The sequence below is a fragment of the Blastococcus sp. SYSU D00695 genome (assembly GCF_054050555.1).
In genome coordinates this window covers 35,188-59,868 of sequence record NZ_JBJGZP010000022.1, presented here as the reverse complement: position 1 = coordinate 59,868, position 24,681 = coordinate 35,188, and the positions used below count along the sequence as shown (strand labels likewise).

General features: G+C 75.0%; 26 protein-coding genes. 14 read left to right on the top strand and 12 right to left on the bottom strand.

Annotation, left to right across the window (positions count from 1 at the left end):
• The first annotated feature begins 13 nt into the window (after window positions 1–13).
• Complete coding sequence (ilvA, locus tag ACI781_RS14750) at window positions 14–1,258, top strand: threonine ammonia-lyase IlvA (protein ID WP_456566864.1); 1,245 nt, start codon at window positions 14–16, stop codon at window positions 1,256–1,258.
• A 10-nt stretch (window positions 1,259–1,268) separates the two neighbouring features.
• Here the strand turns inward: ilvA and ACI781_RS14745 are convergent, their stop codons facing one another.
• Window positions 1,269–3,476, bottom strand: coding sequence for a SpoIIE family protein phosphatase (locus tag ACI781_RS14745; protein ID WP_456566863.1), 2,208 nt, complete (start codon window positions 3,474–3,476; stop codon window positions 1,269–1,271).
• Between the two features lie 9 nt (window positions 3,477–3,485).
• Window positions 3,486–3,854 (bottom strand): STAS domain-containing protein, encoded by a 369-nt coding sequence (locus ACI781_RS14740; protein ID WP_456566862.1) that lies wholly within the window; start codon window positions 3,852–3,854, stop codon window positions 3,486–3,488.
• A 172-nt stretch (window positions 3,855–4,026) separates the two neighbouring features.
• On the opposite strand from ACI781_RS14740, the gene ACI781_RS14735 reads away from it, so the two are divergent.
• Window positions 4,027–4,458: an ATP-binding protein gene (locus ACI781_RS14735; protein ID WP_456566861.1), complete on the top strand. Its 432-nt coding sequence runs from the start codon at window positions 4,027–4,029 to the stop codon at window positions 4,456–4,458.
• 15 nt (window positions 4,459–4,473) lie between these two features.
• Here the strand turns inward: ACI781_RS14735 and ACI781_RS14730 are convergent, their stop codons facing one another.
• A complete protein-coding gene (locus tag ACI781_RS14730; RefSeq protein ID WP_456566860.1) occupies window positions 4,474–5,805 on the bottom strand; it encodes an alpha-amylase family glycosyl hydrolase in 1,332 nt (443 codons plus the stop codon).
• A 59-nt stretch (window positions 5,806–5,864) separates the two neighbouring features.
• Here ACI781_RS14730 and ACI781_RS14725 point away from each other — a divergent pair, with 59 nt between their 5' ends.
• Window positions 5,865–6,716, top strand: a complete 852-nt coding sequence (locus tag ACI781_RS14725; RefSeq protein ID WP_456566859.1) for an LAGLIDADG family homing endonuclease — start codon at window positions 5,865–5,867, stop codon at window positions 6,714–6,716.
• 144 nt (window positions 6,717–6,860) lie between these two features.
• On the opposite strand, the gene ACI781_RS14720 is transcribed toward ACI781_RS14725, so the two are convergent.
• Window positions 6,861–7,610 carry an SDR family oxidoreductase gene (locus tag ACI781_RS14720; RefSeq protein ID WP_456566858.1) on the bottom strand — a complete coding sequence of 250 codons (750 nt, stop codon included), beginning with the start codon at window positions 7,608–7,610 and terminating at the stop codon, window positions 6,861–6,863.
• Between the two features lie 93 nt (window positions 7,611–7,703).
• Here ACI781_RS14720 and ACI781_RS14715 point away from each other — a divergent pair, with 93 nt between their 5' ends.
• The 3 genes from ACI781_RS14715 (at window position 7,704) to ACI781_RS14705 (ending at window position 10,882) form a co-directional block, all read left to right on the top strand.
• The gene (locus tag ACI781_RS14715; RefSeq protein WP_456566869.1) at window positions 7,704–8,552 is read left to right on the top strand and encodes a helix-turn-helix transcriptional regulator; all 849 of its coding nucleotides are present in this window, start codon (window positions 7,704–7,706) and stop codon (window positions 8,550–8,552) included.
• Window positions 8,553–8,936: 384 nt separating this feature from the next.
• A complete protein-coding gene (locus ACI781_RS14710) occupies window positions 8,937–9,992 on the top strand; it encodes an IS110 family RNA-guided transposase (RefSeq protein WP_456566857.1) in 1,056 nt (351 codons plus the stop codon).
• 14 nt (window positions 9,993–10,006) lie between these two features.
• A complete protein-coding gene (locus tag ACI781_RS14705; RefSeq protein WP_456566856.1) occupies window positions 10,007–10,882 on the top strand; it encodes an SMP-30/gluconolactonase/LRE family protein in 876 nt (291 codons plus the stop codon).
• Between the two features lie 78 nt (window positions 10,883–10,960).
• Here ACI781_RS14705 and ACI781_RS14700 read toward each other — a convergent pair whose 3' ends face one another.
• Window positions 10,961–11,122: a hypothetical protein gene (locus ACI781_RS14700; protein ID WP_456566855.1), complete on the bottom strand. Its 162-nt coding sequence runs from the start codon at window positions 11,120–11,122 to the stop codon at window positions 10,961–10,963.
• A 426-nt stretch (window positions 11,123–11,548) separates the two neighbouring features.
• Here ACI781_RS14700 and ACI781_RS14695 point away from each other — a divergent pair, with 426 nt between their 5' ends.
• Window positions 11,549–12,067: a C40 family peptidase gene (locus tag ACI781_RS14695; RefSeq protein WP_456566854.1), complete on the top strand. Its 519-nt coding sequence runs from the start codon at window positions 11,549–11,551 to the stop codon at window positions 12,065–12,067.
• Between the two features lie 100 nt (window positions 12,068–12,167).
• Here ACI781_RS14695 and ACI781_RS14690 read toward each other — a convergent pair whose 3' ends face one another.
• Complete coding sequence (locus ACI781_RS14690) at window positions 12,168–12,536, bottom strand: hypothetical protein (RefSeq protein WP_456566853.1); 369 nt, start codon at window positions 12,534–12,536, stop codon at window positions 12,168–12,170.
• Window positions 12,537–12,960: 424 nt separating this feature from the next.
• On the opposite strand from ACI781_RS14690, the gene ACI781_RS14685 reads away from it, so the two are divergent.
• The 4 genes from ACI781_RS14685 (at window position 12,961) to ACI781_RS14670 (ending at window position 16,744) form a co-directional block, all read left to right on the top strand.
• Window positions 12,961–13,590, top strand: a complete 630-nt coding sequence (locus ACI781_RS14685; protein WP_456566852.1) for a TetR family transcriptional regulator — start codon at window positions 12,961–12,963, stop codon at window positions 13,588–13,590.
• A gap of 144 nt (window positions 13,591–13,734) precedes the next feature.
• Window positions 13,735–15,288: an MFS transporter gene (locus ACI781_RS14680; protein WP_456566851.1), complete on the top strand. Its 1,554-nt coding sequence runs from the start codon at window positions 13,735–13,737 to the stop codon at window positions 15,286–15,288.
• Window positions 15,289–15,418: 130 nt separating this feature from the next.
• Window positions 15,419–15,826: a hypothetical protein gene (locus ACI781_RS14675; protein WP_456566850.1), complete on the top strand. Its 408-nt coding sequence runs from the start codon at window positions 15,419–15,421 to the stop codon at window positions 15,824–15,826.
• An 18-nt stretch (window positions 15,827–15,844) separates the two neighbouring features.
• Window positions 15,845–16,744 (top strand): carbohydrate kinase family protein, encoded by a 900-nt coding sequence (locus ACI781_RS14670; RefSeq protein WP_456566849.1) that lies wholly within the window; start codon window positions 15,845–15,847, stop codon window positions 16,742–16,744.
• A 78-nt stretch (window positions 16,745–16,822) separates the two neighbouring features.
• On the opposite strand, the gene ACI781_RS14665 is transcribed toward ACI781_RS14670, so the two are convergent.
• Complete coding sequence (locus ACI781_RS14665) at window positions 16,823–16,984, bottom strand: hypothetical protein (RefSeq protein WP_456566848.1); 162 nt, start codon at window positions 16,982–16,984, stop codon at window positions 16,823–16,825.
• Between the two features lie 203 nt (window positions 16,985–17,187).
• Between ACI781_RS14665 and ACI781_RS14660 the strand changes: the two genes are divergently transcribed.
• Window positions 17,188–18,591 carry an ADP-ribosylglycohydrolase family protein gene (locus ACI781_RS14660; RefSeq protein ID WP_456566868.1) on the top strand — a complete coding sequence of 468 codons (1,404 nt, stop codon included), beginning with the start codon at window positions 17,188–17,190 and terminating at the stop codon, window positions 18,589–18,591.
• 58 nt (window positions 18,592–18,649) lie between these two features.
• Window positions 18,650–19,690 (top strand): NAD(P)-dependent alcohol dehydrogenase, encoded by a 1,041-nt coding sequence (locus ACI781_RS14655; RefSeq protein ID WP_456566847.1) that lies wholly within the window; start codon window positions 18,650–18,652, stop codon window positions 19,688–19,690.
• A 22-nt stretch (window positions 19,691–19,712) separates the two neighbouring features.
• Here the strand turns inward: ACI781_RS14655 and ACI781_RS14650 are convergent, their stop codons facing one another.
• Both ACI781_RS14650 and ACI781_RS14645 read right to left on the bottom strand, forming a co-directional pair.
• The gene (locus ACI781_RS14650) at window positions 19,713–19,892 is read right to left on the bottom strand and encodes a hypothetical protein (RefSeq protein ID WP_456566846.1); all 180 of its coding nucleotides are present in this window, start codon (window positions 19,890–19,892) and stop codon (window positions 19,713–19,715) included.
• Between the two features lie 138 nt (window positions 19,893–20,030).
• The gene (locus ACI781_RS14645) at window positions 20,031–20,312 is read right to left on the bottom strand and encodes a hypothetical protein (protein ID WP_456566845.1); all 282 of its coding nucleotides are present in this window, start codon (window positions 20,310–20,312) and stop codon (window positions 20,031–20,033) included.
• A gap of 471 nt (window positions 20,313–20,783) precedes the next feature.
• Here ACI781_RS14645 and ACI781_RS14640 point away from each other — a divergent pair, with 471 nt between their 5' ends.
• Window positions 20,784–21,515, top strand: a complete 732-nt coding sequence (locus ACI781_RS14640; protein ID WP_456566844.1) for a DUF6308 family protein — start codon at window positions 20,784–20,786, stop codon at window positions 21,513–21,515.
• Window positions 21,516–21,551: 36 nt separating this feature from the next.
• Here the strand turns inward: ACI781_RS14640 and ACI781_RS14635 are convergent, their stop codons facing one another.
• The 3 genes from ACI781_RS14635 to ACI781_RS14625 form a co-directional block, all read right to left on the bottom strand.
• Window positions 21,552–23,210 carry an FAD-dependent oxidoreductase gene (locus ACI781_RS14635; protein WP_456566843.1) on the bottom strand — a complete coding sequence of 553 codons (1,659 nt, stop codon included), beginning with the start codon at window positions 23,208–23,210 and terminating at the stop codon, window positions 21,552–21,554.
• Window positions 23,211–23,273: 63 nt separating this feature from the next.
• Window positions 23,274–23,915, bottom strand: a complete 642-nt coding sequence (locus ACI781_RS14630; RefSeq protein WP_456566842.1) for a hypothetical protein — start codon at window positions 23,913–23,915, stop codon at window positions 23,274–23,276.
• 169 nt (window positions 23,916–24,084) lie between these two features.
• On the bottom strand, window positions 24,085–24,630 hold the full coding sequence (locus ACI781_RS14625; RefSeq protein ID WP_456566841.1) for a hypothetical protein: 546 nt from the start codon (window positions 24,628–24,630) through the stop codon (window positions 24,085–24,087).
• Window positions 24,631–24,681: the final 51 nt, after the last annotated feature.

The window sequence follows — 24,681 nt, the reverse complement described above, 5'->3', positions numbered from 1 at the left end:
CGAGGATGAGCCGGTGAGCTTCTCCGCCGAGGTCGAGGACGCCGTCCGGCGGCTGGCCGGTGTCGCGACCCGGACGCCCCTGCAGCGCAACGCCCGCCTCTCCGCCGCGACCGGCGCCGACGTCTGGCTCAAGCGCGAGGACCTGCAGGTCGGCCGCTCCTACAAGGTGCGCGGCGCCTACACGACCATCAGCCGGCTGGACGGCGCCGCCCGCGCCGCCGGGGTCGTGTGCGCCAGCGCCGGCAACCACGGGCAGGGCGTCGCGCACGCGTGCGCGGTCCTCGGGGTCCGCGGCTACGTCTTCGTCCCCGGCACCACCCCGCGGCAGAAGCGCCAGCGGATCGTCGCGCTCGGCGAGGGCATGGTGGAGCTGGTCCTGTCCGGCGACACGTACGACGACGCGGCCGCGGCCGCCGCCCGGCACGCCGACGCCACCGGCGCGACGCTCGTGCCCGCCTTCGACGCGCCGGGCACGATCGCCGGGCAGGCCACGGTCGCGGTCGAGCTGCTGGAGCAGCTGCCCGGCCCGCCGGACGTCGTCGTCCTCCCGGTCGGCGGCGGCGGGCTGCTGGCCGGCGCCGGCACCTGGCTGGCCGAGCGCAGTCCCGGCACCCGGCTGGTCGGGGTCGAGCCCGCCGGGGCGGCGAACATGACCGCGGCCCTGGCGGCCGGGCACCCGGTGGAGCTCGCCGAGATCGACACGTTCGTCGACGGCGCCGCCGTCCGCCGGGCCGGGGACCTGACCCTGCCGATGGTGCGCGCCAGCGGGGCGGAGGTCGTCACCGTGCCCGAGGGCCAGATCTGCACCGAGATGCTGGACCTGTACCAGGTGGACGGCGTCATCGCCGAGCCCGCGGGGGCGATGGCGACCGCCGCGCTCACCGGCGGCCAGGTCGCCGTCGCGCCGGGGCAGACCGTGGTGTGCCTGCTGTCGGGCGGCAACAACGACGTCAGCCGGTACGCCGAGGTGGTCGAGCGCTCGCTGGTGCACCGCGGGCTCAAGCACTACTTCCTGGTCGAGTTCCCGCAGGAGCCGGGCGCGCTGCGCCGCTTCCTCGACGAGGTGCTGGGCCCCGACGACGACATCGTGCTGTTCGAGTACGTCAAGCGGGACAACCGGGAGACCGGCGCGGCGCTGACCGGCATCGAGCTGGGCAGCGCCGCCGACCTCCCCGGCCTGCTGGCCCGCATCGAGGCCAGCCCGCTGCGCATCCAGCACCTGGCGCCGGGCACGACCGCCTACCGCTTCCTGGTCTGAGCGACCCCGGTCAGAGCGCCCGGCCGAGGCCCAGCAGGGTGACGTCGTCGGTGCCCGGCGGGTCCAGGGCCGCGAGGACGCCGTCCAGCAGCGCCGAGACGTCGGCCCCGCCGGCGGACGCCGCGACCCGCAGCGCCTCCAGCCCGGCGGTCACCGGCTCCCCGCGCCGCTCGACGAGGCCGTCGCTGAACAGCAGCAGCCGCTCGTCGCCGGCGAGCCGCAGCCGCGTCTGCTCGTACCCGGCGTCGTCGAGGATGCCCAGCGCCGGGCCGCGGCCGGCCGTGACGTACCCGGTGGCGGTCGACAGCACCGGCAGGTGACCGGCGCTGGCCACCGCGACCTCGCCGGTGGCGGGATCGAGCTCGGCGACGACGGCGGTCGCCATCTCCCCGGGCAGCAGCGCGGTGAGCAGCCGGTTGAGCTCCGCCAGCGCGGCGCCGGGGCCGGCGTCGCGCAGCAGGGCCGCGCGCAGGGCGTGGCGCACCTGCGCGGTGACGGCGGCCGCGGACAGGCCGTGCCCGGCGACGTCGCCGAGCACCAGCGACACCCGTCCGCTCGGCAGCGGCACGAGGTCGAACCAGTCGCCGCCGACGACGTCGTCGGCGCTGGGCAGGTAGCGGGCGGCGAGGTCCACGCCGGGCACCGTGGGCAGTTCGTCGAGCAGCAGGGTGCGCTGCAGCGCGGCAGCCATCCGGTTCTCCTGGTCGGCGCGCGCCCGCCCGGCGACGGCGACCTGCTCGCCCAGCGCCCGGGCGGCGGCGACCTCGTGCTCGCGCCAGGGGCGGGCGGTGCCGCGGACGGTCTCGGTCCACGCCTCGAACGAGCGGCGCGGGGACAGCCGCCCGCTCCCGGTCACCTCGGTCTTGTGCGGGTTGCCGCCCCAGGTGACCTCGCGCGGGGTCTCCGGCCGGAACCAGGCGAGGAAGTCCCCGCCGTCCAGGCCGACGGCGAGCACGCCGCTGGCCGGCCCGGCGAGGTCGGCGGCCTCCGGCAGGGTGCGGGGCAGGGAGTCGGTGACGGGCGTGCCGGCCGCCAGCAACGCCTCCACCAGCGGGCCCACGCGCTCGGCGGGCGGTGTGTCCGCGAGCAGCCGCAGGCGCCCGCCGACCCGGACGGCCGCCCCGGCGGCGGGCAGCAGGTCGAGCACGGTGGGGCGGCCGGTGCCGTCGTCCTCGGTGAGCGCGGGCAGCGCGCTGCGCCCGGCGCGGCCGACGGCGGCGACGAGGTCGGCCGAGCGCTGCGCCACCCCGACGACGTCGCCCTGCTCGGCGGCACCGGCCGCGGTGTGCAGCAGGAGCGAGGCGGTGCGGCCGAGGAACTCCGCGGCGACCCGGTCGGCGTACGACGGGCGGCGCGGGCCGGCGTAGTGGTGGCAGGCGACGAGCCCCCAGAGCCGGCCGCGGTCGAGCAGGGAGATCGACATCGAGGCGCGGACACCCATGTTGGCCAGGTACTCCAGGTGCACCGGCGAGACGCTGCGCAGCATGGCGCCGGAGAGGTCCAGCGGGCGGCCGGTGCCCGGCACGAGCGGCGGCTCCAGCGGCACCGGGGCGTACCGGGCGTCGGGGATCAGCCGCAGCCAGTTGGTCGCGTACAGCGCCCGGGCCTGCGCCGGGATGTCGGCAGCGGGGAACCAGAGGCCGAGGAACGGCGCGAGGTCCGCCCGGCGGGCCTCGGCGACGACCTCGCCGTTCCAGTCCCGGTCGAAGCGGTAGACCAGCACCCGGTCGAAGCCGGTCAGGTCGCGCACGTCGCGGGCCAGCACGTCGGTCAGCTGCTCGAGGGTGGCGGTGGCCGACAGCCGCTGCAGCACGGCGGGCAGCCGCCGGTGCCAGGTGGCACCGGATTCGGCGGCGCCGGCCAGCGGCTCCCACTCGGTGACCAGCAGCCCGCCGCTGCGGTGCACGACGACGTCGGCCGGGCCCCCGGGCAGCTCCACCCGCAGCGGGTCGGCGGCGGAGGGGTCGCCGGCCGCCCCGGAGCGCAGCCGCTCCAGGTCGGCGGGGCCGAGCAGGTCGGCCAGCGTGCGGCCGGCGACCTCGCGGCCGAGCACCGCGGCCGCGTCGGCCGAGGCGACGACCACGGCCAGGTCCGGCTCGGTGACCGCCAGCAGCGCGCCGTGCGGCTGGACGGCGCCGGGGACGGCGATCGGCTCGTCCGCGCACCGCAGCAGCGCCTCGGTCAGGGCGCTCTCGGCGGTGCTGCCGGCGGGGGTCACCTGCCGACCCTACGAGCCGAAGCCCCCGCCCGCCCGGCTCGCCTTCTCCACGATCGGCACCGCCAGGTGCAGTTCCAGCAGGTCCAGCACGAGGCGGACGGGGCGGTTGTCGGCGGGGCACACCACCTGCAGCTCGACGCCGAGGTCCCGGCAGTGCCGGGCGGTGCGGGTCAGCTGCCGCGCGCCGGAGGAGTCCAGGAACGTGGTCGGGCCGAGGTCGACCACCAGGGACGTCGCCCCGTCCTGGAGCACGTCGGCGACCGCGGCGCCCAGCTGGGGGGACGTCGCGATGTCGAGCTCACCGCGGACCTCCAGCGCCGGGCGTCCTCGGACACTCGTGCGCTGGACCTCGAACAGCACCGACTCGTCGCCTCTCACCCGCCACCGCGCCGCGCGTCCCCTCGACGGCGCTCGTCTACCGGCTCCACCGTAGGCGCCGCCAGCCGCGGTGTCGCGGCAGGTCACCCGCCCGGGAGCGCCCCGGCCCGGAGTCGTGCCCGCCGCCCGGACCTGTCAGGCTGTGCCCGGTCGGCCGGCGGGAGGGGTGGGTGTGGACATCGCGTTCACCGTGACCCTGCCCGTGGACACCGGCAGCGTCCCGTTCGTCCGGGGGCTCACCCGGCAGGCGCTGGAGCACCTCGGCATCGCCCGGCCCGTCGTCGACGAGGTCACCCTGGCGCTCACCGAGGCGTGCGCGAACGTCGTCCAGCACAGCGGCGAGCACGCCCACTACGAGGTCGGCGTCGAGATCGACGACCGGCTGTGCCGGATCACCGTGTGGGACGACGGCCGGGGCCTCGACCCGCTGGCGGCGCCGAACACCCGGGACGGGCGGGACCGCGCCGAGGGCGGCACCGGGCTGCTGCTGATGCAGGCGCTGGTGGACTCGCTGGACTTCCGGCACGACCCGGACGGCCGGCACCGGGTGACGCTGGAGAAGGAGCTGGCCAGCCCGCGCCCCTCGCTGCGCCTGCTGGACTGATCCCCCGGCCGCCGCTCAGCCGGCGAGCACGGCCCAGCCGCCGGCGGGCAGCTCGACCCGGTCGCCGGCCGGCCGCGCCTGCCCCGCGAGGACGGCGCGGGCCCCGGGCGCGGGCAGCGTCACCGGCCGGCCGGCGGTGGAGAGGGCGAGGAGCAGCCGGCCGCCGTCCCCCGCCGAGGCGAGCACCAGCGTCTCGTCGGTGACGTCGACGACCTCGGTGCGGGCCCGGTGCAGCCACGGGTGGCGCCGGCGCAGGCCGAGCAGCTCCTGGTGCAGCGCGAACGTGGGCCGGCCCAGCGGGGAGAGCTCGGCGGGGGTGGCGGGGAACGGCGGGCGGACGGCGTCGTCCCCGCCGGCGCGGTCCTCCTTGATGCCGTGGAAGGCGTGCTCGTCGCCGGCGTACACCGCCGGGGTGCCGGCGACGGTGGCGAGCACGGCGACGGCGTGCGGGAGGTGCGCGGGGTCGGTGAGCCGGCTGGCGATGCGGGTGACGTCGTGGTTGCCGAGGAACGTGTAGGGCGCGAAGGACCGCGCGAACCGGTCGTGGCGGCCGAGTGCGTGCGCGAGCTCGTGCAGGTTGGTGTCGTTGAGCGAGCTCCAGACGGCCTTCCACAGCTCGTACTGGGTCACCGAGTGCAGGCCGCTGTCGGCGACGAAGCGCGGGTAGTCGCCGTGGATCACCTCGCCCATGAGGTAGGCGCCGGGATGCCGCTCCAGCACCCGCCGGGAGACCTCCGCCCAGAACGACGTCGGCACCGCGTAGGCGGCGTCCAGCCGCCAGCCCGACGCCCCGCGGTCGAGCCAGGTGCACATGACCTCGACGACGTGGTCGACCACGGCCGGCTCGGTGTGGTCCAGCGCCACCAGGGCGGAGTGGCCCTCGAAGTCGTCGTACCCGGGCTCCACGCCGGGCCGCCAGGCCCCGGGGCCGCCGGGCCAGCGCAGCCGGAACCACGACGCCGTCGGCGCCGACGGGCCCTGCTCGAGCACCGCCCGGAACGCGGGGTGGTCGCGGCCGACGTGGTGGAAGACGCCGTCGAGCAGCACCCGGATCCCGCGATCGGCCGCCGCGGCGAACAGGGCGTCGAGGTCGGCGTCGTCGCCCAGGCGCGGGTCGACGCGCAGGTGGTCGGTGGTGTCGTAGCCGTGCGTCGAGGACTCGAAGACCGGGCCGAGGGCCAGGCCGTTCGCGCCGAGCCCGGTGAGGTGGTCCAGCCAGGCGGTCAGGTGCCCGAGCCGGTGGACGACGGGGGCGGCGGGGTCGCGCTCCCGCTCGGCGCCGACGAAGCCCAGCGGGTAGACGTGCCACCAGATGACGTGTTCGACCCACTCCGGTTCGGTGCCCACACCGCCCACCCTCACATCCGGGCGCAGTTCCTGTCGGACGTCCGCGGGAGGGTGGCCCGGTGCCCCACCTCGACCTGCGCATCCCGGCGCACGCCTACTTCTTCGGCTTCGCGCAGACGGACGGCTGCCTCTACGCCGGGGTCGGTCAGAAGGGACGCTTCTCGATCGAGTTGTCCGTGCGGGACGAGGCGGTGCTCCACGCGTTCGCCGGGTTGTTCGACGTCTACTCGCGGGTGTCCTACCGCGAGCGGACGACGAACTTCGGGCCCCATCGTTCGGCCGTGTGGACGGTGTCGGACCTCGCCTTCCGGCGCGAGCTGGTCGGTCTGGGCCTGCCGAGCGGGCGCAAGGCGGCGACGGTGGCGCCACCGGCGGGCCCGGTCAGCCTCCCCGACTACCTGCGCGGCCTCGTCGACGGAGACGGCAGCGTGGGTCTCACCCGTACCGGCCGGCCGTTCGTCAGCTTCGTCACCGCCAGCCGCCCGCTCGCCGAGTTCTTCTGCGCGCAGGCCCTGGCGGTGACCGGGGCCCACCGGGTCCCCCGCCGGAACACGCGCGACGGGGTCTTCAACCCGATGGTGGCCGGGGATCCGGCCGCTCCGTTCGCGGCCTGGCTCTATCCGGACGGGTGCCTCGCGCTCGACCGGAAGCGGGAGTCGGCCGCGCGCGTGGCCGCGTGGACGCGGCCGGTGGGCATGCGGGCGCGACCGGTCGCTGGAGCCCGCCGATGGACAGCTGCCGAGGACGCCGACGTGTTCACCGGCTCGATCCGGGAGGCCGCCCGCAGGCTCGGCCGCAGCGAGCGGTCCGTGACCATCCGCCGCGTCCGCCTGCGGAGGGCCGGTGTCGCGCACGAGTGCGCGGGCCGCACACCGGTGACCCCGTCGGCCCGGGAGCCCATGAGCCGGTGACACGACTCCTCGCCCTCCCCGGCTCCGGGACGACGCATCGGCCAGGGCAGGACCGGGCCCTCGTGTGCCCCTCCCCCGTTCCTCCGGCGGTGCCCGGTCCCGCTGGGCACTGCCGGAGGACGCGGCGAGGCGTGACGGCCGGGGTCAGGCCGCGTAGCGGGAGAGCCCGGCGAGGACGTCGTCGTGCCGGCCCTCGGCCTCGGCGAACCGCAGCGGCCGCACCCGCTCGACCAGGACCTCCTCGGCGTCGGGCCGATCGGTGAGGATCCCCATGACCTCGTCCAGGTACTCCTCCAGCGGCATCGCGTGCGCCGAGTCCCGCTGCCCCATGAGGTCGGTCCGCACCGCCGGCGGCACCAGCTCGGTCACCTGCACCGGGCGCCCGGCCAACTGCACCCGCAGCGCCTGCGTGTACGAGTGCACGGCCGCCTTGGTGGCGCTGTAGGTCGGCGTCAGCGGCATGGGCACGAAGGCGAGCCCGGAGGACACGGTCATCACCGTCGCCCTCGGCCGGCGCAGCAGCGCCGGCAGGAAGGCGTCGATGCTGCGGATGGTGCCCAGCAGATTGGTGTCGACCGTCCGCTGGGCCACGTCGAGGTGCGCGGGGTCGGTCAGGTCCTCGGGCAGCATGATCCCCGCGGTCGTCACGAGGGCGTCGAGTTCCGGGTATGCGGCGGTAACGGCCTCGGCCGCGGCCGCGATCGACGCCGGATCGGAGACGTCGAGCTCCTGGGTGCCGATGCCGGGAAGCTCCTCGGCGATGCGGGCCAGCCGGTCGGTGCGCCGTCCGCCGACGACGACGGTGCTGCCGGCGGCCATCAGGCGCTGCGCGAGGCCCAGACCGATGCCCGAGGTCCCGCCGGTGATGAAGACGGTGCTGTGTGCGATGTCCATGGCACCGAGCCTGCGGCGCCGGCCGGCGGCGCGGCAGAGAGCGCTCATCCAGGGACTCCCGCTCCCTGGATGGCCCCCCACGGGCCGGGCACGATGGCCGGCGTGGACCGAACGCAGCTGGCCGACTTCCTGCGCAGCCGGCGGGAGCGGCTGCAGCCGGCGGACGTCGGGCTGCCGCCGGGCCTGCGCCGGCGCACCGCGGGCCTGCGCCGCGAGGAGGTGGCCGCGCTGGCCACGATGTCCGCGGACTACTACACCCGCCTGGAGCAGCGGCGCGGCCCGCAACCGTCCGAGCAGATGCTCGCGGCCCTCGCCCGCGCGCTGCGGCTGACGGTCGACGAGCGCGACCGCCTGTTCCGCCTCGCCGGCCACCACGCCCCGCTGCGGGTGCGCGCCGCCGACCACGTCGCGCCCGCGCTGCAGCGGGTGTTCGACCGGCTGGCCGACACCCCGGCGCTGGTGCTCTCCGACCTCGCCGAGACGCTGCTGCAGAACCGGCTGGCCACCGCGCTGCTCGGTGACGAGACCCGGCACACCGGCCTGGCCCGCAGCGCCTACTACCGCTGGTTCACCGACCCGGCAGACCGGGCCCGCTACCCCCAGGCCGACCAGGCGCGGCAGAGCCGGCTGCAGGCCGCGGGGCTGCGGGCGGCGCTGACGGCCGGGGCCTCGACGGACCGGGCCGCGGAGATCGTGCGCCGGCTGCGCGCCGCCAGCCCGGAGTTCGTCGAGGTCTGGGAACGGCACGACGTCGGGAAGCGGTTTGAGGACGCGAAGACGCTCGTGCACCCCGAGCTCGGGCCGATCGACGTCGACTGCCAGGCGCTGTCCACCGAGAACCAGGGCCAGGTGCTGTTGGTGCTGACCGCCGCCCCGGGCACCGAGGCCGCCGAGAAGCTGCAGCTGCTGTCGGTCATCGGCGAGCAGCAGTTCACCGCCTGACCCGGCAGCCCCAGGGTGGCGCCGTGCCGGCCACCCACGCGCCTCATCCCCGCCGCCGCGCGAGCCGCCCGCGTCCCGGGCGGCGAGCCGGCGGCTGCTCGGCGAGGTCCGGAAGGCCGCCGGGGTCCGGCCGACCTAGGGTCCGCGTCAGTGTCAGGGTGCTGGCGCCGCACCGGTCGGTTGCGGTGGTTGGGATCCTGGCCGGTGATGGTCTGGCTCGTAGGGTCGCTGCCGCTCTTCGGGGCTGACGTTCATGCGTTGTGCCGATCATCGCTGGTCAGGGCCGACCGGCGTGACTTGATAGGAGCGTGGCCGCGCCCCCACTGAGGTGTGTCCGCCGGCCGGCCCAACCGTCCCTTCTCGGGTCAGAGAGGAGACCCCTTCATGGTGGTCACGGTTGGCATCGACGTCCACAAGCAGACCCACTGCGCGGTCGCCGTCGACGAGGCCGGACGGCAGGTGGGCAAGCCGCTGAGCGTGCGGGCCACCGACGCCGGGCACCGGCAGCTGCTGCGCTGGGCCGGCAGTCAGGTCGCCGAGGCCGTGCTGTTCGCGGTCGAGGACTGCCGGCACGTGTCGACCCGGCTGGAACGCAGCCTGCTGGATGCCGGCGCTGCGGTGGTGCGGGTGCCTCCGAAGCTGATGGCCCAGACCCGCACCAGCGCCCGCACCCGCGGCAAGTCCGACCCCATCGACGCGCTGGCCATCGCCCGGGCCGCGGTCCGGGAGCCGGACCTGCCGCGCGCGGAGCACACCCACGCCTCCCGCGAGCTGAAACTGCTGGTGGATCACCGCGAGGACCTGGTCGGCACCCGCACGCGGTTGCAGAACCGGCTGCGCTGGCGGCTGCACGAGCTCGACCCGGAGTTCGACCTGCCGGCCCGTGGCCTGGACCTGACCAAGCAGCTCAACCGAGCACAGGCCCGGCTCGAGGAACTGCCGGCGAGCACGCTGCGCCGGATCGCGCTCGAGGAACTGGCCGACATCCGATCGCTGACCGGCCGGATCGACGAACTCGAACGAGAACTCACCGACCTGGTCCGCGCCCAGGCCCCGCAACTGCTCGCGCTGCCCGGCTGCGGACCGCTGACCGCCGCCAAGTTGCTGGGCGAGACGGCCAATCCGGCCCGGTTCCGCTCCGAGGCATGCTTCGCCATGCACGCCGGCGCCGCGCCCATCCCGGCCTCCTCCGGCAAGACCACGCGGCACCGACTCGCTCGCGGCGGCAACCGGCAGCTCAACGCCGCCCTGCACCGCATCGCCGTCACCCAGATCCGACTCGACGGCCTCGGCCGGGCCTACTACCAGCGCCGACGCGCCAACGGCGACACCACGATGGAAGCCCTCCGTGCGCTCAAGCGACGCCTGGCACGCATCGTGTTCAACCTGCTTCGGCCCACCGACACCGCCGCGCCGGCTTGCCAGCCGGCCGCGGCTTGACATAGGAGCAACACATGGCGGAACGAGAGCTGCGGACGGTCCTGACCGGTGGTGGGTTCTTCGAGGGGCCGCGCTGGCGCGACGGCACCTGGTGGGTGTCGGACTTCTACCGGCACACGGTGAGCCGGGTGACGCCGGCCGGCGAGGAGACGGTGCTGTTCGAGGTGGAGAACCAGCCGTCGGGGCTGGGCTGGCTGGCCGACGGGTCGCTGGTCGTCGTGTCGATGAGGGACCGTCGCCTGCTGCGGTGGGCCGACGGCGAGCTGTCCACCTACGCCGACCTGTCCGAGCACTGCGGCGGGCACCTCAACGACCTGGTGGTCGACGAGCGGGGGCGGGTGTTCGCCGGCGACTTCGGGTTCGACCTGATGAGCGGGGACGCGCCCTCGGCCACGACCCTGAAGCGGGTGGACCCCGACGGCTCGGTGCACGTCGTCGCCGACGGGCTGGAGTTCCCCAACGGCATGGTGATCACCCCGGACGGCGGCACCCTCGTCGTCGGCGAGACCCTGGGCAACCGGTACACCGCCTTCGACCTCGCCGAGGACGGGACGCTGTCGAACCGGCGGGAGTGGGCGGCGCTGGGACCGGAGGCCACCGGAGGGGCGGCCATCGGACCGGACGGCTGCACGCTGGACGCCGAGGGCCACATCTGGACCGCGGACGCGGACGGCGGCCGGGTCGCGCGCCTGGCGCCGGGCGGGGCGATCGTCGAGTCGGTGCCCGCGCCCGACGGCATGGGCGTGTTCGCCTGCATGCTCGGCGGGGAGGACGGGACGACGCTGCTGGTGTGCTGCGCGCCCGACTACCTGGAGCACCACCGGGCGCCGGTGCGCGAGGCCGTGCTCGTCGCGACCGAGGTGGGTGTCGCCCGCGCCGGCCGTCCCTGAACCGGCGCACTCCCCCGCACACGCGACGGCCCCCGCCCGGCAGCAGCCGGGCGGGGGCCGTCGCGTAGATGGAGCGGATCAGTACCCGTGGCCGCGCCCCCGGCCGGCGCCGCCGCCGCGCTTCTTGTTCTGCTCGCCGAGCTTGGCGATCATCGCCTTGATCTTCTCCTGGTTCTGGGGCTTGCGGGCTTCCTGGACGAGCTTCGCAGCCACGCCCGAGGCCATCAGCTTCCGCAACATGCCGGCCATGCGGCCTCCTCCGGTCGGCGGGCGACCCGTCGTGGGACCGCCCGGGGGTTCGGTGGACGGTGGACGTCCGTCCCCCTCCCGATGCCCGGCACACCGGCGCGCCAATCACCGGTCACCATCCGGCCACATCATGACCACGGCCGGTGACCGTGCGTGAGACCGCCGCGGCGTGGCGACGATCCGTCGGAGAGCGCTGGCACTCGTCCGATCCGAGTGCCGGGCGCCGCGACGTCCGCCCAGGTCAGCCCGGCGGGATCGCTGTCGAGGGGAGGGGCCGACACGCCAGGGTCGGCGCCCGGTCCCCGTGGCGGGTCGGGATTCGACGCCCCGGGACGTGCTTCCTAACGTCGCTGCGGGCCGGACGCCCCCAGGTCTCCGGCAGCCGTTGCAACCGAGCACGAGGAGCACCCGTCGTCCATGACGACCACTCGCACGACCTCCGCACGTCGTACCTCCCGTACCGCCCGCGGCCTGGCCGTGGCAGCCCTCGCCGGCGCCGGACTGATGCTCAGCCCGCTGCCGAACGCGGCGGCCTCCGCCCCGGCAGGGGGAGCCGTCGCCGTCGCCCCGGCCCCCGCCGCGACCCCGGCCGCCCAGGTCGCCGTCGACACGGCGCTGGCGCAGCAGGGCAAGCCCTACCAGTGGGGCGCCGCCGGACCCGGCAGCTACGACTGCTCCGGGCTGGTCCAGAGCGCCTACCGCGCGGCCGGCATCGAGCTGCCGCACTCGTCCCGGATGCAGTCGACGATGGGCACGCCCGTCGGGGTCTGGGACCTGCAGCCGGGCGACCTGCTGTTCTTCTACAGCCCGGTCAGCCACGTCGGCATCTACATCGGCAACGGCCAGATGGTGCACGCCTCCACCGCCGGCGAGCCGGTCAAGGTGGTCGAGGCGGCGTCCATGCCGGACTACGCGGGCGCCCGGCGCATCGCCTGAGCCCGGTCACCCGGGGCCCTGCCCGGGGGCCCGACCGCCGGAGCCCCGGTCGCCACGCTGCGACCGGGGCTCCGCGGCGTCTCGGGGAGCCGGCGGAGGCTCAGCCGCACGCGCCGCCGGGCCGGTCGACCGGCGCGAGGGAGAACACCGCCTCCGGGTCGCGCGGCCAGGAGGCGAGGAAGAGGTAGCCGAACTGGGTGTTGAGGTGCCCCTCGGCGCCGGCCTCGGCCACCGCCCGGGCCAGCTCGGCGGGCGCGTGGTTGCGGTAGCGCAGCAGCTCGTCGCCGTCGGCGAGGGTGACGACGTCGTCCACCACGCCCATGACGAGCACCGGCCGCCACTGGGCGAGGGTGCCCGTGTGGCACAGCAGGATGGTGCTGCGGTGCGGCGTGTGCCCGGCGGTGCGCCGGGTGCACGCGCCGCCGGTGCGCACACCGCCGCTGGGCGACGGGTCGACGTGCTGGGACACGGTGTTCCTCCCGGAGGACGGCGCTGGACGGCAGGGTCCTCCCCCGGTCCGGGCGGGGCATGCCCCCCTCGGCCCGGAGTGCAGCAGCCCGGGTGACGCCGCTCGCCCGGGCGGGTGGCGAACGGCCCGCCGGCTCACTGAGCGCGAGCACCGGTGCACGCACGGCTCAGAGCGTGGTCCCGCACTCCGCCACGTGGCGAGCCGCCCACGGAGACAGGTGGACCTGCACGGGCACCTCGCCGACGTCGTCGCAGCCACCTCGAGGCTCCGCGCCGCGCGAGGACCGCAGCCGCGTCCCCGGTCAGGACGACGAGGATGCGCCGGCAGCCGGCGGTGGCGAGGCTGGTGAACTCCAGGTGACATCGAAAGCCGGACGCAGTAAGAACTTGAACTCAGTACAGGTTCAGGTCTAGCGTCCTCGGCCATGGAGATCGCGGGCAAGGCGCACACCGCCCGCTGTCCCGTGTCCGCCGTGCTGGGCCTGCGGGAGCGCAAGAAGCTCGCGGCCTGGCGCACGATCCGCGCGACCGCGCTGCGCCTGATCGGCGAGCGCGGCTTCGACGCCGTGAGCGTGGAGGACATCGCCGCCGCGGCCGGGGTCTCCCGGACGACGTTCTTCAGCTACTTCGCGAGCAAGGAAGCCGTCGTCTTCGACCTCGACCCCGACGAGGTGCGCCAGTGGCGGGACGTGCTCGAGGACTGTCGTACCGACAGGCCACTCTGGGACGCGCTGACCGACGTCGCGCTGAGCCTGGCGCGACTCCTGGCGGAGCGGCTGCCCCTGCAGAAGCGGCTGCTCCAGCAGTCGCCGGGGCTGTGCCGGTCGGCGCGCGGCGCCTGTGACAGCTTCGAGCCCGACCTGCGCGACTGGTTGAGCCGGCGCTGCGCCGGCACCGACGGGGTGAGGACGACCCTGGTCCTCAACACGGCGATCGCCGCGGTCGGCACCGCGGTGGACGCCTGGGACCCCGACGAGCCCTACGACCGGTTCCTGGAGCTCGTGAGCGACTGCCTGCGCTGGGCCGGCGCAGGACTCGCCCACGCTCCGGGCTGACCGCCCACACGTCTCGAAGCCCGGCACTGACCCGCCGGGCGCACCACCGCGGGAGACCGCGCTGCGACGCGCGCTCCCCGCCGCACCGAACCAACCACCGCAGCACCGCAGAACTGCGCCCGGCGCAGGAAGGACCCCACCGTCATGTCCACCGAACGTCTCGCCACCCCGTCGGAGAGCGATCTCCCCGACGATCCGTTCCCGCCCGGGCAGCACCGGGCACCCGAGGGGCTCGACCCGAAGCGCTGGCTGGCACTGGCCGTCATCGCGGTCGCCCAGCTGATGATCATCCTCGACGCGTCGATCGTGAACGTCGCGCTGCCGGTCCTGCAGACCGACCTGGACATCACCGACGCGAACCTGCAGTGGGTGGTCACCGCCTACACGCTGGCCTTCGGCGGGCTGCTGCTGCTCGGCGGCCGGATCGCGGACTTCCTGGGCCGCAAGCGGGTCTTCGTCGTCGCCCTGGTCGGCTTCGCCGTCGCCTCCGGCCTCGGCGGCATCGCCCCCAACGAGGGCCTGCTGTACACCGCCCGCGCGCTCCAGGGCGCGTTCGCCGCGCTGATGGCGCCGGCCGCGCTGTCGATCATGACCGTCACGTTCACCGACCCCAAGGAGCGGGCCCGGGCGTTCGGCGTCTTCGGCGCCATCTCCGGCGGTGGCGCCGCGATCGGCCTGATCCTCGGCGGTGTGCTCACCGAGTACGCCTCGTGGCGCTGGACGCTGGGCGTCAACGTGCCGATCGCGCTGGCCGCGGCCGCCGCGGCGATCCCGTTGGTGCGCGAGAGCCGCGCCGAGGGTGACCGGCACTTCGACATCCCGGGCGTGCTGCTGTCGGCGGTCGGGCTGGTCAGCCTCGTCTACGGCTTCACCAAGGCCGCCGAGGAGGGCGTGGGCTGGGGCGACCCGGTGACCATCACGCTGCTGGTCGTCGCCGTCGTCCTGCTGGCCGCCTTCGCGGTCTGGGAGACGCGCACGAGCCACCCGCTGCTGCCGACGCGCGTGATCCTCGACCGGGTCCGCGGTGGCTCCTACCTGCTGTTCCTGCTGGTCGGCGCCGGGCTGTTCGCGATGTTCCTGTTCCTGACGCTGTACTTCCAGCGGACCCTCGGCTACACCCCGCTCGAGGCCGGCTGGGCGTTCCTGCCCTTCAGCGGCGGCATCATCGTCGGCGCGGGCGTGGTGTCGCAGATCCTGCCGCGGGTCGGGCCGCGGCCGCTGATGCTCGTCGGCCTCGTCATGGCCGTCGTCGGGATGTTCTCGCTGACGCGGATCGAGGCGGGCGACGACAGCTCCTACGTCAGCCAGGTGCTGCCCGCGATGCTGCTGCTCAGCCTCGGTCTGGCGGCGGTGTTCGTGCCGACGGCCAGCACCGCGCTGGTCGGTGTCGAACCCCGTGACTCGGGCATCGCCTCGGCGGTGCTGAACACAGCGCAGCAGGTCGGCGGCTCGCTGGGCCTGGCGGTGCTGACGACGATCTTCGCCTCGTCGGTGAGCGGCTGGTTCGAGGACAACGGCGCGCGGCTGGCCTCCGACCCGGCGTTCGCCGCGACGGCCCAGGCCGAGGCATCGGTGACCGGCTACCACGTGGCCTTCACCGCGGCGGCCGGGATCCTCGCGCTCGCCCTGATCGTCGCGGTCGTGCTGGTCAACGCCAAGAAGGAGGACCTGCCGGCCGAGGGCGCCGTCGCCGCCTGACGGCAGGCCCGACGCGACGGCGCCGGTGGTCCGCACGGACCGCCGGCGCCGTTTCGTCCGCCCGGGTTCCCCTTTCCCGCTCACGGGGGTACACCGGCTGGGCGGGGGGACGTCGACGGAGGGGATTCCGATGACGACGACGGAGCTGCGCGGGCGGGAGCAGATCGAGGGCGCAGCGATCGCCTGGGTGATCGAGCGGGAGCAGGGCGAGGGCCGGCCGGCCCGGGACGTCCGCGGCGAGGGCGCGGGCGACGTGGTCAGCGGGGACCGGGTGATCGCCGTCCGGGCGTGCCCGACGTCCTCGCGCGGGCACGACATCCTGCTCGAGTGCTGGAGGTACGTGGCCGCGAAGGACGACCCGGACCGGTTCTGGCTGTATCTCGTGGAGAACGTGGCGCAGGGGGACCCGGCGCGGTTCGAGCTGATCCGCCTCGGCGGGGACCGGCTGCAGGAGCTGCTGGAGAGGGCGCGGGAGCAGCGTTACTGGACCGTGCCCGTGCCGGTGCGGGTCTACGACGCGGCCGCCCGGGAGGGCTGATCGGGCAGGCTGTCCCCCGTGACGGACGGCATCCCCGACTGGCCTCGCCGCGCCGGTGGCGGGCCGGTGGTCGCGCTCGGCAAGCTGGTCGCCGACCAGGTGCTGCAGCTGTCCGGGCCGCTGGTCGCCGGCGGGCAGCAGCGCGTCGTCCGCTCGGCGTCGGCGGGTGGGGCGGCGGCCAACGTGACCGCCGGGCTCGCGCGGCTGGGGGTGCCCGCGCGGATGACCGGCTGGGCCGGCGCCGACGCCCTGGCCGACGGGTTGCTGTCCGGGCTCGCCGGGCGAGGAGTGGACGTCGCCGTGGTGCGGCGTGGCCGGGCGCCGCTGACCACCGTGCTCGTGCACCCGGACGGCGAGCGCACGATGCTCACCGACCGCGGCGAGGGCGCGCTCGAGGTCACCGACGTCCGGCCGGCGTGGGTGGCCGGTGCCGCCGTCCTGCACGTCGACGGCTACGACCTGCTCCGCTCCCCCGCCGCCCTGGCCGCCGCCGCATCGCTGGCGCGCGAGGCGGGCGCGCCGGTGAGCGCGGACGTCGCGGCGGCCACCCGGATCGGGCTGCACGGGGTGGACGGGTACGTGGACCTGCTGGCCGCGCTGCGTGCCGACGTGCTGTTCTGCAACGCCGACGAGGCGGCGGTGCTCGGGCTGACCGGGACGGTGCCGGAGTGGGCGCCGCCCCTGGTGCTGGTGCACGCGGGGGCCGGGCCGACGCGGGTGGTCACGCGGACCGGGGCGGTGGCGGTGCCGGTGGCGCCGGTCGAGCGGGTCGTGGACACCACCGGCTGCGGGGACGCCTTCGCCGCGGGCGTGCTGGCCGGCTGGCGAGCGGGGTCCCCGCTGGTCGCCGCGGTCGAGGCCGGGCACACCGCGGCCGGCGAGGTCGCCGGTGTCGTGGGTGCGCAGCCGCCGTCCTGAGCCGCTCGGACCACGTCAGCCGCCGCGAGGACCGCGGCGATCCGGAGGCGTGCTCCTACCGCCCGCCGCCGTCAGGCGTCAGCGGGGACGAGCGGCCGGGCGGGGCTCGGGGCGGGGTTGGCGGGTGCCGAGGCCGGTGTCGAAGCGGCGCGTGGGCTCGAGGACGTCCTCGGGCTGGGCGTGCCGCCCGGCGCGGGGCATGGCGAACTCCGCCGTCTCGTCGAGCAGGTGCTTGGCCACGAAGCCGTCCTTCCGTAGTCGGTTGCGCACTGAGGGTACGGAGATCGGGGTTCGGACCCGGAGCGGCCGAGAGCGGTGGGAGCGCTGTGACTGCTGAGGGAGAACCGCTCAGTCAGATGCGTCACTCTCCGGGCGGGGCCGGCTGGGCGGGCCGGCCCCCGGCCCGCGGACGGCGCAGGTGGCATCGTTCCCGCGTGGCCTCGATGCACCGCTCCCACCGGGTCGCCGGCGCGTTCGTCGGCTCGGCCGTCGGCGACGCGCTGGGCGCGCCGTTCGAGTTCGGCCCGCCCGGGGCGTTCACCGCCCGCTTCCCCGCACCGGCCCGCGGCGCACGGACCGAGATGTGCGGCGGCGGGGCGCTCGGCTGGGCGCCGGGCGAGTTCACCGACGACACCCAGATGGCGCTGCTGCTCGCGCAGTCCCTGGTCGAGCGGGCCGGCCTGGACGAGGACGACGTCTTCACCCGGTTCCGCATTTGGGCGCAGGCGAACCCGCCCGACATCGGCACCCAGACCCGCGCCGTCCTCGGCTCCGGCCGCCCCTGGGACGCCGCCGCCGCCGAGCACTTCGCCGGCACCGGGCACGCGGCCGGCAACGGCTCGCTGATGCGCACCACACCCGCGGCCATCCACTTCGCCCGCGCGGGCACCGCCGCGACCATGGACGCCGCCCGGCGCATCTCCGCCCTCACCCACGGCGACCCCGCCGCCGGCGAGGGCTGCGCGGTCTTCCACGAGCTGCTGCGCGTGGCGCTCGACGGCGGCGACCCCCTGGCAGCGATCCCGGCGGCGCTGGAGTTGGTCGCCGAGGAGCACCGGGAGCGCTGGGCGACCGTGCTCGCCCCCGACTGGACCCCGGACCGGGCCACCGAGAGCAACGGCGCCGTCTGGCCCACCCTCGGCCAGGCCGTCTGGGCGCTGCGCACCGGCCGCGACTTCCCCGACGTCCTGCGGCTGGTCATCGATCTCGGCGGGGACACCGACACCGTCGCCTGCGTGGCCGGCGCACTCGCCGGCGCCGTCCACGGCATGGGCGCCATCCCCAGCCGCTGGGCGTCCCCGGTGCACGGCCGCGTCCCCGGCCACGGCGACCGCGTGTGGCGGCTGGCCGACCTCCAGCAGCTCGCCGCGGCCCTGGACTCCGGCGTCCAGCAGTCCTACGACCCCGGCGTCATCCCCCGCATCGGACCCGCCGAGGTCCTGCCCGGCATCTGGGCCGGCAACCTCGACGGCGCCCGCACCAGCGACCCCGACTTCGCCGTCATCTCCCTCTGCCGCCTCGGCGAGCCCTTCCCGCACCCCGTGCACCGCATGGCCTACATCGCCGACAACGAGTACAACGCCGACCTCGACGTCATGCTCGCCGACGTCCTCGACGACATGAAGGCCCTGCACGACGAGGGTCACCGCATCCTCGTCCACTGCCACGGCGGCGCCTCCCGCACCGGACTCGTCCTCCGCGGCTACCTCGTCCGCGAGCACGGCATGACCGTGCAGGACGCCACCGCGCACGTCGCCGAACGGTGGCCACATCTGGGACTGTGGAACGACAGTTTCACCGCCGCGCTGCACCGCCTCGCGGCGCTCGAGGACCGGCGCGCCCGGTGAGGGGCCGCCGGCGGGGTACGCCGCCGGCACCGATGCCGACCGCGAGGAGGGAACCCGCATGCGTGCAGTGCAGTACCGGACCATCGGCGGCGAACCGGAGGTCGTGGAGGTCCCGACGCCCGAACCGGGCCCGGGGCAGGTGCGGCTGCGGGTCACCGCCGCCGGGCTGTGCCACTCCGACTCGTTCATCATGGGCCTGCCGGAGGAGCAGTACGGCTACGGGCTGCCGCTGACGCTCGGGCACGAGGGCGCGGGGGTCGTCGACGCCCTCGGGGACGGCGTGACCGGCGTGGCCGTGGGGGACGCCGTCGCCGTCTACGGGCCGTGGGGCTGCGGGCTGTGCCACGCGTGCGCGCGGGGCGCGGAGAACTACTGCCCGCGCGCCGCCGAGCTGGGCATCCAGCCGCCGGGGCTCGGCGCGGCCGGCGCGCTCGCCGAGTACATGATCGTGGACGACGTCCGCCACCTGGTGCCGCTGGGCGACCTGGACCCGGTGGCCACCGTGTCGCTGACCGACGCCGGGCTGACGCCGTACCACGCGATCAAGGACAGCCTCGGGGCGCTGCCGGCCGGGAGCACCGCGGTGGTGATCGGCGCCGGCGGGCTGGGGCACGTCGGCATCCAGATCCTGCGGGCGATCACCGGCGCGGTGGTGGTCGCGCTGGACATCAGCGACGAGAAGCTGGAGCTGGCGTCGGAGGTCGGGGCGCACCACGTGCTGCGGTCGGACCCGTCGGCGGTCGCGGCGATCCGCTCGCTGACCGGCGGGGTGGGCGCGCAGGCGGTGTTCGACTTCGTCGGCGCCCCGCCGACCCTGGAGATCGCCCGGCAGACCGTCGCCGCGGACGGCGTGATCCAGATCGTCGGGATCGGTGGCGGCCTGCTGCCGACCGGGTTCTTCTCGACGCCGTTCGGTGCCTCGGTGCGCGCCCCGTACTGGGGGACGCGGCCGGAGCTGATGGAGGTGCTGGACCTCGCGCGGTCGGGGGCGGTCCACGTCGAGGTGGAGCGCTACTCACTCGACGAGGCGCCGGCGGCCTACCGCAAGCTGCACGACGGGACGGTCCGGGGCCGCGCCGTCGTCGTCCCCGGGGCCTGAGCGCCCTGCGCGCCGCCGGCCGCTAGCGGGACTCGGGGGCCGGCGGCGCGGGGCGGGGCCGGTCGCGGAAGCCGGGGTCGAAGCGCTGGGTGGCCTCGGGGGCCGGCACGTCGTCGCCGGGGGTCTCGTCGTCCTCGGCCGCGTGCCGCCCCGGCCGGGGCATCTTGAACTCGGCCGTCTCGTCGTTCAGGTGCCTCGCCACGATGGGTCCTCCCCTGGTCGTCTGCGCCCAGGGTACGTAGCCCGGCGCCGCGGCGCGGACCGGCAGCTGACACCCGGCCAGCCCTGCACACGACGAAGCCCCCCAGCCGTCGGCCGGGGGGCTTCGTGCGTCAGCGGATCAGCGCTTCTTGCGGACGATCAGGTAGGTGATGCCGAGGATGACGTCCACCGCGACCCACAGAAACACGATCATCGCGACGCCGATCCCGGCGCCGACGGCGGTGCCCGCCTGGCAGGCGTCGAGAGCGGTACCGACCTCTCCGTCGCAGTTGTCGGAGACGTTCCCCACGCCGCCGATGATCCAGATGAGGAACAGCGCCTGGATCGCCAGGAACACCCACCGGAAGATGTGCTTCTTCTTCTTGGCGGGCGGGGCCGTCTCGGTGTCCACGTAAGCCATGTCGTTCCTCCTCGTGTCGTCTGCACGCCCAGCCGTGAGGAGCCGGGTCGACGAGGACGCACGACGGTGAGACGCCTCGCCGCATCGGCATTCAGCGCCTGTCCCCCGTGGGCCCTGACGTCGCCGATGGCCACCTCAGTGCCTGCGCGCAGTTCGTCCTCTTCCGCCGGAGGGATCCGGGTGGCGGGACGTTCTGTCAGCGCGACCAGGATGAGACGCCGGCACGGACCAGCACGCGTGTGACGCGCCGGTACCGGAACCGTCTGGCCCCAACCGTCCGCAGGGTCGCCTCGTTTCCCAGCCGTTTCACAGGCTCTCTCGCCGACACAGCAGCGATCAGTCGTCCCGTGGCCATACGGGCGCGGCGGGACGGCGGACTGATCTGACGAGGCCCCTCCGCCCATCCGAGTCCAACGGCCTCGTGGTGTTGCGCGTGAGGATCGATGGAGCCGGAGCAGGTACGACCGGTCGATGGAACTGCCGCCGCGCGCCTTCGATCTCACGAAGGCAGCGGTGCGGCAGCCTGCGAGGGTGACCTACCGCCTCCCCGACTCGCTGTGCGGCGATGACGACTCTCGCGCCCTGCGTTCTCTGCGGACCTACTACGGGACCGGGGGCCGCGGCGCCTACACCGGCTCCTACTTCAACGCCTGGGGCAGAGAGCAGGACCCGGACCGGTTCAGCGCCGACGACCTGATCGCGGTCAGCTTCCTCTCGGTGTACATCCCGGCGATGGCTGCCCGCGCGATCCTGCAGACCGAGGCGGAGCACTTCGACGCGATGCTGCGAGCAGTGGGCCCCGACCGCGACCTCTCCCTGGAGAACGAGCCGGGAACGAGTGAGCACCCGGCCTGGCGCCTGGAGATGGAACTGCGGCGGTTGGACGGCGTCGGACGCACGAAGGCGAGCAAGCTCTGCGCCCGCAAGCGTCCGCGCCTCTTCCCGATCTACGACTCGGTCATCGGTGCGGTGACCGGCGTCGGACCAGCGGATCCGCAGTGGGAGCCGCTGCGGGCGGCACTCCGAGCCGACGAGGGCCGCCTCAGCCGGCGATTGGAACGGCTGCGGACCGAGGCCGGCATCGGCGACGACGTCTCGGTGTTGCGGGTGTACGACGTCATCTGCTGGATGGAGGGCAAGGACAAGGGATACGTGTCCCCAGCCCCGCCGATCCAGCCCGACGCAGATTCCGACGACGACTGACGGGACGGGCGGCGGCCGCGTCGTCGGCGGCGGCCTCTACAGCGCGAGCAGGCGATGCACGAACTGGATGGCGATCGAGCCCTCCCCCACCGCCGAGGCCACGCGCTTGACCGAGCCGTGGCGGACGTCGCCGACCGCGAGCACGCCCGGCAGGCTGGTCTCCAGCGGCATGGGCGGCCGGCCGAAGGCACGGCGGGCGTCGTCGCTGATGTCGGCGCCGGTGAGGACGAAGCCGCTCTCGTCCCGCTCGATGGTGGGCGGCAGCCACGCACTGTGCGGCTGGGCGCCGATCATCAGGAAGAGCCCGTAGGCGCTGACGGTCTCCCGCTCGCCGGTCGCGCGGTCGCGCAGGACCAGCTGCTCCAGCCACCGGTCGCCGGCGCCGTCCACGACCTCGGTGCCGGTGCGGACGTCGATGTTCGACGTCTCCTCGATCTGGTGGACCAGGTAGTGCGACATCGCGGCGGTGAGCGACGCGGCGCGCACCACGAGCGTGACCCGTTTCGCGTAGCGGGCCAGGTGGATCGCGGCCTGGCCGGCGGAGTTCGCGCCGCCGACGATGTAGACCTCCTCGCCGGACACGAGGGGCGCCTCGGACATGGCCGCGCCGTAGAAGACGCCGGCCCCCCGCAGCGCCTCGAGCGACTCGACGCCGAGCAGCCGGTAGCTGGCCCCCGTCGCGAGGACGACGGCGCCGGCCGACACCACTCCCCCGGTGTCCAGGGCCAGGACGACCCCGTCGCGCTCGCGGGTCAGGGAGGTGACCCGTTGCATGAAGGCGTACCGGGCGCCGAACACCCACGCCTGCTGGAACGCCCGACGGGCGAGGTCGGCTCCGCTCAGACCGCGGGGGAAGCCGAGGTAGTTGCGGATCGACGAGCTCGTCGAGGCCTGTCCGCCGATGGCTCCCTGATCGATGACGAGGGTGCGCAGCCCTTCGGAGGCGCCGTAGACACCGCCGGACAGGCCCGCCGGCCCGCATCCGACGATGACCAGGTCGAACCGCTCACCGGAGGGGTCGAGCGTCCGGCCGGTGCCATTGGCGATGTCGGCGTCGGTGGGGTCCTCCATGACCCGGCCGTCGGGCAGGACGAGCATCGGGAGCCTCCGGTCCGGGCCCGTGCCCGCGAGGATGGCCCTGCCCTCGTCGGAGCCGGCGAGGTGGAACCGGTGCGGGAGGACGCAGCGGCCGAGGACGTCGCGCAGCTCGTACGCCCGCCCGGACCACGTCTCGCCCACCACCTCGATCGTGTGGGGCGCCCGACGCTTCGCCTCGGCCCACAGCATCAGGAAGCCGGACACGGAGTGGTGGAACTCCTCGTCGGGCGGGGGCGCGGGGCGCACGAGGTACTGGTCGATGCGGCCGCGGGCGATCGCCTCGAAGATGACGTCCCCGGTCTCCGCGACGCCGAGACGGCTCCAGCTGATCAGCAGCGCGCGCTGGGCGTGCGGGAACAGCGGACGCACCGCCGCGAGCAGGTCCAGCCCCGACGACTCCTCGCTCGCCAGGACCAGGGCGACGTCGTCACCGGTACCGGCCAGGTCGGCGAGCGCGGCGAGCGCCTCGTCCGCCGTGGCGAAGCAGCGGACGCGGTAGTCGGCGGCGTAGCGGTTGCTCAGCTCCCGCTCGACGTCGGCCCGCAGCGCGGGGTCGTCGTCGACCGCCACGATCAGAGGTGCGCTCAGCGCAGTCATGTCCCGTGACCGTAGGAACGGCCGGGCCTCGCGCACCAGGTACGAAGGTCCCTGCTCGGGTGGCTAGTGCGCGAAGCGCTCGTAGGCGTCGAGGCAGGTCGTGCAGGTCATCCGTGAGTTGCTGAAGGCCTCCGGGGCGGCCGGACGGCGGCAGACGCGGCACCAGCGGAACGAGCGACGCCGGTGCGCGGCGATGGCCTCCGCGGCCTGGGCGACCTCCGCGGGGAACCAGCGGAGGTCCTCGCGGGTGAAGCGGCGGCCGTCGGGCGGGTACACGTCCTGCCGGGGCGCCCAGTTCGCCATCGGGCGGGCGAGCACGAACCCGGTGCCGTCGACCCCGATCGACAGCTGCGCCGGCTCCCCGCTCGCGAACCACTGCAGGCCGGTGTCCGGGCCGGCGTCCTCCCGCCGCCAGCCGGCGCCGAGTGCCCGGAGCACCTCGGGCCAGCCGGCGCGGAGCAGGTCGGCGAGGGCCTCCTCGTCGGCGGTCGGGTCGCCCTCGCGGCCCCAGGCGAGCCCGCAGGACCGGCACTCGAGCACCGGGTCGCCCTCGGGGTCGCGCACGCACCCGCCGAGCGCGACCAGGCCCTGCTCCGCCAGGTCGAAGGTGTCGCCCGCGGGCAGCCCCCAGACGATCGGGACCGACTCCTCGCGCCCGCACTGCGGGCAGATCCGCCCGGCCTGGATCCCCACCGACTGGCTCATGCCGCTCCCCGTGCTCCTCGCCGTCCCTGCGACGGCGGAGGCAGAGACTGGCAGCGGCCCCCGACAGGAACGGGCCCGGCTGCCGGTCGCCGTCACCCGCTCGGGCGACCGGGCACGCCTGGACCACGAACCCGCGACCATCCGGCCGCCGGAGCGGCCGGTTCACGAGTCAGTCGCCGATGGACAGCGGCGCGACCCAGTCGTTGGCGGCGAGATCGTCCCGGCTGTAGGTGATCTCGCCGCGCGAGCCGCCGGTGATGACGACGTGGCGGATGTGCGCCGGGACGTCCACCGTCATCGACCACGTACAGCCGTGGCCGCCGGCGTGCGCCCTGCCGGTCGACGGCAGGAACGTCGACGCGACCACCTCGCCCGTCTGATCGCGGACCGTGAACGGCATGCCGGGGTTGATGTCGCTGTAGCCGCCGTCGCCGCCCGCACAGGTGGAGTAGTTGTAGGACGACGTGTCGTAGAGGTCGAGCTCGATGGTCAGCTCTCGGTACTCGACGGGCGGAGCGGTCGCGGAGCCGTCGATCACCGTGGGACCCATCAGCGCGGAGAAGAGGCCGATCGCTCCGCCGACGACCAGTACCGCCACCAGACCGACGACGAGACCGAACCGGCGCGCACCCCCGCTGGGGGCAGGCTGCGCCGCGGGTGGACGCGCGTAGCCGAGCTGCTGCGGCGGCGGCGTTGCGACGTACTCGATGTCCATGGGTTCCTCGCGCCAGACATAGCGGGATGACGACGTTCCGAGACGCTAATG

Coding starts and splice junctions, on each gene's coding strand:
- ACI781_RS14720 (WP_456566858.1), bottom strand. CDS start 7,610: ATGGACATCGCACACAGCACCGTCTTCATCACCGGCGGGACCTCGGGC.
- ACI781_RS14715 (WP_456566869.1), top strand. CDS start 7,704: ATGGCCGGCGTGGACCGAACGCAGCTGGCCGACTTCCTGCGCAGCCGG.
- ACI781_RS14710 (WP_456566857.1), top strand. CDS start 8,937: ATGGTGGTCACGGTTGGCATCGACGTCCACAAGCAGACCCACTGCGCG.
- ACI781_RS14705 (WP_456566856.1), top strand. CDS start 10,007: ATGGCGGAACGAGAGCTGCGGACGGTCCTGACCGGTGGTGGGTTCTTC.
- ACI781_RS14700 (WP_456566855.1), bottom strand. CDS start 11,122: ATGTTGCGGAAGCTGATGGCCTCGGGCGTGGCTGCGAAGCTCGTCCAG.
- ACI781_RS14695 (WP_456566854.1), top strand. CDS start 11,549: ATGACGACCACTCGCACGACCTCCGCACGTCGTACCTCCCGTACCGCC.
- ACI781_RS14685 (WP_456566852.1), top strand. CDS start 12,961: ATGGAGATCGCGGGCAAGGCGCACACCGCCCGCTGTCCCGTGTCCGCC.
- ACI781_RS14680 (WP_456566851.1), top strand. CDS start 13,735: ATGTCCACCGAACGTCTCGCCACCCCGTCGGAGAGCGATCTCCCCGAC.
- ACI781_RS14675 (WP_456566850.1), top strand. CDS start 15,419: ATGACGACGACGGAGCTGCGCGGGCGGGAGCAGATCGAGGGCGCAGCG.
- ACI781_RS14660 (WP_456566868.1), top strand. CDS start 17,188: ATGCACCGCTCCCACCGGGTCGCCGGCGCGTTCGTCGGCTCGGCCGTC.
- ACI781_RS14655 (WP_456566847.1), top strand. CDS start 18,650: ATGCGTGCAGTGCAGTACCGGACCATCGGCGGCGAACCGGAGGTCGTG.
- ACI781_RS14645 (WP_456566845.1), bottom strand. CDS start 20,312: ATGGCTTACGTGGACACCGAGACGGCCCCGCCCGCCAAGAAGAAGAAG.
- ACI781_RS14640 (WP_456566844.1), top strand. CDS start 20,784: ATGGAACTGCCGCCGCGCGCCTTCGATCTCACGAAGGCAGCGGTGCGG.
- ACI781_RS14635 (WP_456566843.1), bottom strand. CDS start 23,210: ATGACTGCGCTGAGCGCACCTCTGATCGTGGCGGTCGACGACGACCCC.
- ACI781_RS14630 (WP_456566842.1), bottom strand. CDS start 23,915: ATGAGCCAGTCGGTGGGGATCCAGGCCGGGCGGATCTGCCCGCAGTGC.
- ACI781_RS14625 (WP_456566841.1), bottom strand. CDS start 24,630: ATGGACATCGAGTACGTCGCAACGCCGCCGCCGCAGCAGCTCGGCTAC.